General features: G+C 53.9%; 8 protein-coding genes. 5 read left to right on the top strand and 3 right to left on the bottom strand.

Features of this window, described 5'->3' with window-relative positions; all coding sequences use genetic code 11:
• A partial coding sequence (locus CKW37_RS22105) for a DUF4113 domain-containing protein (RefSeq protein WP_143502107.1) occupies positions 1 to 743 on the top strand: 743 nt, incomplete at its 5' end.
• Positions 744 to 912: 169 nt separating this feature from the next.
• Positions 913 to 1098 carry a hypothetical protein gene (locus tag CKW37_RS22100; protein ID WP_095158398.1) on the top strand — a complete coding sequence of 62 codons (186 nt, stop codon included), beginning with the start codon at positions 913 to 915 and terminating at the stop codon, positions 1096 to 1098.
• Positions 1099 to 1166: 68 nt separating this feature from the next.
• Here CKW37_RS22100 and CKW37_RS22095 read toward each other — a convergent pair whose 3' ends face one another.
• Positions 1167 to 1400 (bottom strand): PLD nuclease N-terminal domain-containing protein, encoded by a 234-nt coding sequence (locus CKW37_RS22095; protein WP_095158381.1) that lies wholly within the window; start codon positions 1398 to 1400, stop codon positions 1167 to 1169.
• 336 nt (positions 1401 to 1736) lie between these two features.
• On the opposite strand from CKW37_RS22095, the gene CKW37_RS22090 reads away from it, so the two are divergent.
• The 3 genes from CKW37_RS22090 to CKW37_RS22080 all read left to right on the top strand — a co-directional run bounded on the left by CKW37_RS22090 (position 1737) and on the right by CKW37_RS22080 (position 5743).
• Positions 1737 to 2201, top strand: coding sequence for a hemerythrin domain-containing protein (locus tag CKW37_RS22090; RefSeq protein ID WP_095158380.1), 465 nt, complete (start codon positions 1737 to 1739; stop codon positions 2199 to 2201).
• A gap of 233 nt (positions 2202 to 2434) precedes the next feature.
• Entirely contained in the window at positions 2435 to 2944 is a 510-nt protein-coding gene (locus tag CKW37_RS22085) for an acyloxyacyl hydrolase (protein ID WP_095158379.1), read from the top strand.
• A 1218-nt stretch (positions 2945 to 4162) separates the two neighbouring features.
• Positions 4163 to 5743: a Shedu immune nuclease family protein gene (locus CKW37_RS22080; RefSeq protein ID WP_095158378.1), complete on the top strand. Its 1581-nt coding sequence runs from the start codon at positions 4163 to 4165 to the stop codon at positions 5741 to 5743.
• A gap of 255 nt (positions 5744 to 5998) precedes the next feature.
• Here the strand turns inward: CKW37_RS22080 and CKW37_RS22075 are convergent, their stop codons facing one another.
• Complete coding sequence (locus CKW37_RS22075; protein ID WP_095158377.1) at positions 5999 to 7762, bottom strand: UvrD-helicase domain-containing protein; 1764 nt, start codon at positions 7760 to 7762, stop codon at positions 5999 to 6001.
• Positions 7759 to 9663, bottom strand: a complete 1905-nt coding sequence (locus CKW37_RS22070; protein ID WP_095158397.1) for an ATP-dependent endonuclease — start codon at positions 9661 to 9663, stop codon at positions 7759 to 7761. Before CKW37_RS22070 ends, CKW37_RS22075 begins: the two co-directional genes overlap by 4 nt.
• Positions 9664 to 9701: the final 38 nt, after the last annotated feature.

Here is a 9701-nt window from a genome sequence, read left to right as displayed (position 1 = left end):
GCAATACCGACGTGGCAGAAGTCTGGGGTGTCGGCAAACGTATGAAGGCGCATCTGGAACTGATGGGCATCAAGACGGCCATGGACCTTGCAAAAGCTGATCCCTGGACCCTGCGTCAGAGATTCAGTGTGGTGATCGAGAAGACTGCCCGTGAGCTCGCCGGCACTTCCTGTCTAGAACTGGAAGAGGCTGACCCTGGAAAGCAGGAAATCTGCTGCAGCCGCATGTTCGGCAACCGACTGACCGACATTGCGCCGATCAAGGAAGCGGTAGCCACCTATACCCAGCGGGCGGCGGAGAAGCTCAGAACACAGAACTCATTCTGCAAAAGGATCCGTGTCAGTATCCGTACCGGCATGTTCAACCCAGAAGAAGCCAAATATGCCAATGGCGCCCTGGTTGAACTGCCCTATCCAACCAACGACGTTCGGCTGATGACAAAGGCGGCGACTGAAGCGGTCAAGCGGCTTTATCGCTCTGGGTTCAAATACAGCAAAGCCGAAGTGCTGCTCATGGATCTCCGCCAGCCTGGCGAATTCACCGATGACCTCTTCGCGCAGTCGCAACCGGTTGTGGCGGAGAAGGTGATGACGGTGCTAGATGAAATCAACGGCAGGTGGGGCCGGGGGACCTTGCGGGTAGCCAGCGTGCCGACGGCTCCTGAATGGGCCATGAGGCGAGACTTAATGAGCCAGAGCTTCACCACGAGGCTTGATCAGCTTTGGACCGTGAGAGCTTGTTAACCTTCAGCTGAAGACGCTCAGATTTTTGCGCAGTCGCGGATCTCTATCTTCGAACAGACGGTCTATCAGCCATACTTCAGCGATCTCTCTTGGGAGAGACCGGTATGCTTTCAACTGAATCTGCCACTGTCGGAGATGGATATCCATGAAGGAATCACTCAGCGAGGCAATGGTTTCCTTGGAGCCTTTGACCAAAAAGGCGATAGAAGCCCTACGTCGGTATCACGAAGCCAAATCTACTGGATCTTCAGCAGAGAATATCGAACGCCTGCGGCTTGAGGCTGAAAGCCTTTTCCAAGCGATATCAGAGTACCAGTCCGGCGTGCTTGGAGCTGTCCAACCGACCAGGCACTGATAGAACGACCTGCATTCAATCTATTGCCCCGGAGCCGAATCCGCATCGATTTCACAACCTGCGTGGGGCTAACCTTTACTGTGCTCCTTCGACGTCGGCCCGGTTCCACGCTTTATCCCGCGGGGACCAGCCACTCCCCAAATCGCGAGCCCAACAACGGGCAACACCACCAGTATCAAAGCCCACATCGCCTTGGTGGAGTCTGTCTTGTCACTGCGAAACACGCTGACGATTGCCCACAGGTCCACTAATAAGATGATTGCCGTCAGAGCAATCCAAAAGTACGTCACAGGCTCACTCATTGCATCTCTCCCTACGCTTGAAATGGCCGCCTGGCTGAGCGATTGCGACCCTCATATGCAGATGAATTCTCAGCGCGGGGTAAGTTCACGCGAAGGCCAATGAAGGGGATGATCGGTGCAGATCCTATGAGTCAGGCCCGGCCGGCGTCGTACTCAGCGGCGTGAAAAACCTTTGCGTAGTCCTGCTGCAACGCGCTTTGCTGCGATCCCCTCGCGAATGCAGTTCGTTGGCCTCGTCATGGGCTTTGCCAACCATCAAAGGAGTGGAACCCAGCTGATAGAGAGCAACTCAACCATAGGCAAGAACCTGTGTTTAGCCTGTGATGAGGTGATTCAATGAATGCAATTGACCTACTGATTCAAGACCACAAATTGGTGAAGAAGCTGCTCGAAGATCTCTCTAACACCACGGAGCGCGCTATGAAGAAACGCGCTGATTTACTTCATCGCATCGAGCATGAGCTGCAGATCCATACGGCGCTTGAGGAAGAGATTTTGTACCCGGCCATCAAGCAAGCAGGTGGCAGAGAAGAAGCGAAGATGTACTACGAGGCCAAGGAGGAGCATAGAACCGTTGACTCCCTGGTGCTCCCTGATCTGCTGCATACCGGAACCGGAGCCGTCGAGTTCGCAGGCCGAGTAAAGGTCATGAAAGAGTTGCTGGAGCACCATATCGAGGAGGAAGAGAGCGAGCTCTTCCCGACCGCCAAGAAGCTGTTGGGTAAAGACGCCCTTGAGGAACTGGGCCGAGCCATGGAGACACATAAGAAAATGCTCAAGGGCGAGCAGCGAGCCGCCTGATTCCGCATTGATGTGCCGGTCCGTGTCGGGCTCGCACATCCTTCTGATCAAACCGAACCAGCGATTGGGTCGGGCATGGTGATGACTGTCCTAGCCGAGTGGTGCATAGGTGGTTCCGACCTATCACTGTGGCAAAGCGGCCAAAGCCGCGGTAATTCGCTCATGTAGTGGAACGACCTGATATCACTTTGATTCAGATCGGTTGCTAACCATAACTACCGTGGACTACCTGCATGAAGCACTTATTTATCGGAGCTCTTCTCACAATGGCAGCCTGTGCTGCCTCTGCAGCTGAGCTATCTGGCTCCTTGGGAGCAACAAGCCAGGGTGGCCTTACAGCCAGGGTCGGCATGGGAGTGGGGTGGGGCAACAGCTGGCTTCAATCCGAGACCGGCAGGCTGACGGGATACTGGGATGCCGGCTACACCTATTGGGAGGCGGGCGATGCGGCAGGCGGCGCTCATTCGCTGTCCTTCTCACCAGTATTCGTTTACGAGTTCGCCGGAGGAAAAATCAAACCCTTCATCGAGGCAGGCATTGGCGTAGCGGTCTTTTCCAGCACAAAGGTCGGTGACCAGAATCTTGGCTCAGCCTTTAACTTCGAAGACCGAATTGGGGTAGGTTTGAAAATCGGTGATGAGCAGCGTGTAGGGATACGGGCGGTTCATTATTCCAACGCCGGAATCAAGCAGCCGAACGATGGCATCGAGTCATTCGCCTTGTTCTACAGCCATCAGATTTAGGATCGCTTGAGTGATGCGCCTGGCAGCAGGTGCATCAGAAGGCATGACATTCTGTCGCGACAGTCTGCTCATGGAAGTGGTCGGCAGCATTACAAGCCAACGACCACTTTGATCTAGGCTGAACTTCTAGGCCACTTGTTTCAGCACAGGACGTTCGTCAGAGGCTAGACGCCTTGCACGCCCAACCCCCCAAGCCAATGCTCGGGTCATAGACTCGCCTGGGGAATGGAAATCAACATTTCTCACCATAGCCCATGCGAGTTCGTCGCTCATTTACACATGCTCCTACAGCGTCCAATTAATTAAATAATCGATCGAGCCCTTATTGCTTGCCAGGCGGATATTTAAATAAACAATCCGATTCCATTTCATCTACATAACGACCTCGTGCATATGCATTTTGGCAAAACACTCTAGACTTGAATTTATAATTTAAGTAGTACTTTATCCGACATCTAACCGGGTTTTAGATTTGAGAAGGCGCACAACGAGCGTTTATCAGAATTAGACGAAAAATAACCCGTGATGGGCGTGCAAGCGCATATGTCGTCGAGAACGTCAGTCTTTCGTCAGTCCTCACCTTGACGAACATTCTCCTAATTCATACATAGCAGCAAGTAATTCAACGAGCGGATCAAGCTGCCAAAGAGTCGGGGACCGCTATTCGCCACCGGCCGCTTTGGGTCGACAGCGGCCTCTGTGGAGGTTGGTGTCAACGGAGCCGGTTTAGTCATTCTGAATCACCAGTGTAACCTTTGTGAGGCCGGCCACTGCCATGCATCAGATCTTGATTGACACGCATGCCGCCTTGGTTAGTCTTGCAGTTGAGGGCTGCAACTGAGCATTTATCGGGCCTGGGTACCAGCATGAGCCCCCGCAATTTTGGCAGCAGAGGAAGCTGGTTCCTCTGAAGTAGTGACGGCGGGCATTGCCGGTCGGATTCTGAACCCATGGTCGCCAAACTGGGAGCAAAAGGATCGCTGCGACTACTCCTCACCACTTACCGAAAAGGCACGCGTCGGTCGTGAAGGGAGAACACACTTGCCCTTACTATGCCAGTCAACTTTTGTGAGAGGTGATTAAGATTTTCTCGGCTTTTCCGTGAAAAGCACCCCTTCATTTCACAAAAAATGGCCAGGCTTTTCATCTCACGAGGCCTGGCGTTGCCAAGGCCGCTTGTCTTCTGCCAATGATGACCACATCCCACAAGCGCTCTGCATGAGTTTTCATCTCGACAAACCCCTCGATCCATTGATGAGGCTATCTTTCCAGATGAGGAAGATTATTTCTAAGAGTCTGATTGGGTGCCAGTATGATTCTGAAATAGGATGGAACATCCCTACTATTCCAACGAAGGATAGCTACATGGCTAAAGGATCTGGTGGAAACGCAGCACCGTTACAGACATTCACTGATCAGGACGTGTTGGATGCGTTTTTTCGCTTGGAGATCGTGACAGAGCCGGAAGCGCCAGCGCGCAAACTGTATCTCCGGACATACGAGCTTACGGACGCAGACGCTCGGATTTGGCATGCAAGACCTGAGAGCGAATGGCCACTCCTTGCTTCCATTACTCCCAACCAGATCCTCATGCGGCCTATCCATGTAAACCCACATGCACAGCGCTACCTGTCGCCAAAGAATGGTCGGTTTACGTCAGTCATTTATATGGCTGAAGTCGGCACCGAATTGCCGAATGATGCCGCGAAAGCGACGAGCCTCATTGAGAGGCAACTACCTTGGAAAGTCTTTGACTCACCGGATCGCGGCCTGGGTTTGCACGGTGATCTCGATCAGGTGTGGCGAGGTCTCTCGCGAATTCCTAATGCAACGACCCTAATCGTTAGCCGAAATCCGGATCAGTACGCGGACGACAGAGTAATTTCCGTAGGTGAAGAGGAACTCGACAAGCTGCGTCGGGGTTTTAATAGGGTGAGAACGAACGGCCGTAAGCTAATTCGCCACAGTCAGCAAAGTCTCGTGCACGATGGTGTGCTAAACCGGATTGACCCCGAGCAATTTCCACGCATTGTAAGGGTGACAACTCCCTTAGTCGAAGTTCGACGTGAGGGTTCAAGGCAAGCTGCAAACCGGGCGCGTATCGAACGTAGATCCAATGTGCAGACCGTTCGCAGGCAACTCGATGAGTTGGTGACCGAGGCCCCTAGGGAGCTGATGTTGCTGCATGCTGAGATCGAGCGAGTGACCCTCGCCAAGATGATCGAGGCTTTCCGTGAGAAGCTCGCGGGCAAACTTACCGAGCCCGCGTGGCAGATGTTCTTTGAAATGAACAAGTTTGTCCTGAGCATGGCATTTGCACGCCCTGTTGAGCTGGCACATACGCAATTCCATGCCAAGGGATCTACCTTAACCGGCTCGGGTGCTCAGATCGGTGACTTCCTATTTAAAGAGCGTGGTCAGGCGCTGGCTATAGTGGAAATCAAGACTCCGGAAACGATCTTGTTGAGAGCCAAGGCCTACCGTGGACAGGAAGTATTCGGACCGACCTCTGATCTCTCTGGAGCGATGACCCAAGTCCTGTTCCAGCAAAATGAGCTCAAGCAACGTTGGGCGCACCATCGGCACGACACTCCGGGATTGCAACAATCAGGTGCCGATGTCATTAAATGCGTGGTCGTTGCAGGGACCTTGCCAACCGATCCGATTCAACTGCGCAGTTTTGAGGTGTTCCGCAACGCCTGCAAGGACGTGGATATCGTCACTTTTGACGAACTTCTTGCGAAGCTAGAATTTCTGGAGAAACACTTGAACCCGGAACCTGAGCAGGATCTTTATTGATGGATCCACGCAGTAATCACAGGTGAGGTCTGAAAGGGTCATGATCTTAAAGGCGGGAGAAGCGGAATCCCTGAAGAAACTAACCCCTGGTGCGCAGTACAGATTCAGCGATCTGCCCGAGGCGTGGGGGCTATTCTTGCTAGGCAGCGTAACACGACGAAGTCACCGGCTACAGTAGGTTCCGACAGTGGGCTGTAATTCCAGCTACCTGAGCTGAGTGGGTTGAGCCCGCCGTGCCACTGTGAGAAACGGGTTTCACTCGACCTTGAGGGCTGTTTTGACGCGTTTCTCCGCCTTACCGGCTGGCACCTCTGTGAAGCCAGCCTTGATGAGGTCTTCTCGTACTTCGCCTAAGCAACTGTCTGGAACGGCGAGCCAGAAAAGGTTTTTCGCCCTCGTCAGTGCCACATAGCCGATGCGGCCGTCCTCCGTCCCTGTGCCGCCCAGCATTGCGCGGATGTTGGCTTTGGTCGCGACGTAGAGCACGGCTCCTATGGATTCGCCTTTAACCTGGTGAACAGTTTCAATCCTCAAGCCATGTGGCTCCTGCTCAACAGCTTTGGCGCCAATGAGTGGGATGTCATTCAAGCGCTTTTTGGCCATCATGTTGCCAAAGGTGGCAATCGTTTTTAGCGAGAACTGTTGGTCAATTTTTGCGAGCAGTGAGCGCAGATTGCCCAATAGCTTCGGATGCCACTCTGCGCTGGCTTGCAGCGACGAGGAGGGAAGCCCGGTCTCGGCATCTCGGACAAATGCCCACAATAATCGCCTGAGCATCAGCAGCCGCTCTTCGTGGGGCGAACCCTGTAGCGCAGAGCTGAGGCCATGCGGAGCATCGTCGATAAGGCTAACCACCGCGCTGCACACTAGGCGGAAAGCATCTCTTAACCGACCCCGTTGGTCACGGGCAAGTGAAGCCTCCGCGAACAGCTTCACCGTACCTTGTCCTGGAGCCGCTGGCTTCCCTGAAAGCTTCGCGGCTCGATCAGTTCCTCTGCTTAGAATGACGGAATCTGAAGCCTCAATACCCAACTCACTGAAGCGAGCCTTGAACGCCGTGATGAGATGGGGAATTCGGGTGCCTTTGTATCCAATAAAAAAAGCTCCGCCTTGGTCAGCTTCCCTGTCTGGCTCATCGTTGCGGCCGCAAAGCCGGTTGGCAATATCTATGATGGGAGGGAGGGAACGGTAGTTGCGGGTAAGATTGTAATCTTGTACTCCCGGGCGGTCGGCGTAGGTTTTCAAAAACATGCCATCGGCGCCGGCGAAAGCGAAGATGCCTTGGTTAACGTCACCGATCAACGAAACCTGGGCGCCCGCATTGATCAACTGCTCAAGGATCGCCTGATGCATCGACCCCAGATCCTGCGATTCATCTACCAGAATCTGGGGGTAGCGAGCGACGAGCGCTCGCAGAATTGCAGGTTGTTGAATCAACGTTCGATAGACCCAATAGCGCCCCAACTCATGGGTATACGCGCCAGTACGCCCTAGCTTCTCTATAAGCGCTCTGGCCTTCCCGCGGTCAAGCTTTTCGACGCCAGCATGAGTTTCGATGAAAAAAACTGCTTTTCCAGCTTCTACTCTCACTTGCAGATCTTTTAGAGGGATAGGGCGCTCCTTCTCCTGCTCATTCCTCCAGTACTGGAAGCTGTTCAAGAAGGGTTCTGATCCTGACACTAGATAAGCGGCTTGCGAGGCGCCCATGGATCGGGAGGCATGGGGACGTAGAACATGCTGAGTGAAGAAGCCATCCAATGTGTCCACCTCTACGCGCTTACGATTGGCGTCGTCTGGCAGCCCTGAAGCGAGCTGCGCGTAGCCTTTGTTGAAGGTGTTCACAGCGACATTGGAAAACGACAGCAGCAACACCCGTCCGCGGTGATCTGCGAGCTTTTCCCGAATCGCGATGAGTCTGCGGATTGCCGTGGCAGTTTTTCCGCTACCGGCGCAAGCGGTAACGGCCATGGCCTGTAATGGCGCGTGGATCACAGCCTTTTGCTCATCGGACAATTTCATAGTTTGCCCGCCCCTTGGCAAACATGCTTGATCGCCTGCTCAAGATACGCAGGAACTTTGCACCCAGGTGTCAGGGAAATCTGCTCGGCGAGCGCTTGACCGAAACGGCCTTTCTGAACGTTGCTACGGCTGTCCTTGCGCTCGAACATACCGCAGAACAGCGCCTTCGCTTTCGCAGTGTTGTCTGGTTCAGCATCTACGATTTTACGCAGCGCCTTTGAGATATTCGGATGAAACTCAGCCAATGCCTTCAGCATTGCGTCTCGATTTTCCTCATACAGAGCAAGGTCATACTCAAGGGTCTTAACGCCGTGGTGCACTTTTACATACTGGTCTTCTGACGCCTTCATCTTCAAAGTGTTGCTCGATACCTGAATGGCTTCGCCTAGCCCAGGATAGACAGCCTTGCGTTTGACCTTTTTCTTCTTCCCCTGGCCATCATCGGCCTCCAAGTCGGCAGGCTCTTCGATTTCTTCTTCGTTCTGTGCGTCGGCCTCTTCAAGATACGCCGCCTCTGCGAGTAGCTCCTCCGCGACCTCCGGGTCTGTCAGTTCTGCTCCCGCTAATTCAGCTACCTCTTCCTCTTCAAACGGGTCGGCATCTGTGACCACAGACACAGGTATACGCAATCCTTTCTCACCGAACAGTGGGAGGAATGAGTCGAAGTTAAGACCCTCGACGCTGATGAGGCTGATGCCGTAATCTTTCAAATCGAAACCCAGCCGTTTTGCGAGAGCGTCCACCAGCATGAGCTCGGCGGCGCCTTCGACGAAAATGACGCGACGGGAGAAAAACAGCTCTGCCCGGGTCACGTCCAGGTAGCGTTCGAGCTTCTCTCGCTTACCCTTTTCAAACTGGACATCGCGAGGGAAGAAAGTCTCTACTCCTGCATCGTTCTCGACCAAGCACACCAGGGACTGGAGCTTTGAATTGCTGGCGAAGTTTGGCGAGTGGCTGGTGACGAACAATTGCACAGGCTTTTCACCTTCATTCGTAGGAATGCCTGCCAGGTAGCTCAACAGCACGCGCTGCAGTTGGGGGTGCAGATGCGCTTCTGGCTCCTCGACAATCAAGCTACGGTAAGCAGCATCTGGGTTTTTGGCCAGCTCGCTCAGCACCACGGCCATGAAGATCAGATTGTTGAAACCAAGGCCGTTCTGCTCAATTTCCATTGACTCCGCTGTCATGGAAAGGCGAGCAGAAAGACGCTGGAAATCTGTTGCACTGAGCCCCACGGCAAGCACTTGCGCCAACTGCTCACCCATCATGGCGCCGTGGCGCGCTGAGATCGCGGCATGGGTGCTTTTGATCGAGTCATTCTGCTGCAACTGGTCATCTAGCTCTTTCAGCGCGGTGTTGATTGCCTCTCGGCCTTGGTCATCGGTCAGTAGATGGAGCAATCGAGCCAGCTGGCTGTTGCGGCTGGGACGAAGTCCCTGAGCGGCATCCCGCAGAGGCTGAAGATAGACCCCACGCAGGTTCTCCATCATGTCCGAAGTAAGAGCAATGTCCTGGTGATCTCCGCACCATCGTTTAACCCTGAAGCGACCAGATTGATCGGCATCGGTGTAGAGGACGTGGATGTGCGCTTCCATAGAGTTGTTATCTGAGGGTTTCAGGGCCGCGATAAAGTCTGCCTCGTCATCGTGGCTCAGATCTTTGAAAACAAAATGGAAGCTGATGTCACCACCTGGTTCGCCCTCAAGTGGGCGGTGGCGATCGGCAATATCAAGACGTGGGTACGGCTCTTCATGCCCGGCCAGAAGCGTCCGCAGCGCATCGACAACGGCGCTTTTTCCCACGTTGTTGGGCCCGACCAGAACGTTCAACCCGGGCTGAAATTTCAGTGTTGTGTCACGCAGCTTGCGGAAGTTATTTATGGTGAGTTCAGCGAGGTACATGAAGATCTCCATCCTTGATTGGCGGATGAAATCTCATT

It is taken from the genome of Pseudomonas sp. Irchel 3E13 (assembly GCF_900187455.1).
Taxonomy (GTDB): domain Bacteria; phylum Pseudomonadota; class Gammaproteobacteria; order Pseudomonadales; family Pseudomonadaceae; genus Aquipseudomonas.
Note: the sequence above shows the minus strand (reverse complement) of the source record. Positions and strands in the feature narration are given on the sequence as shown.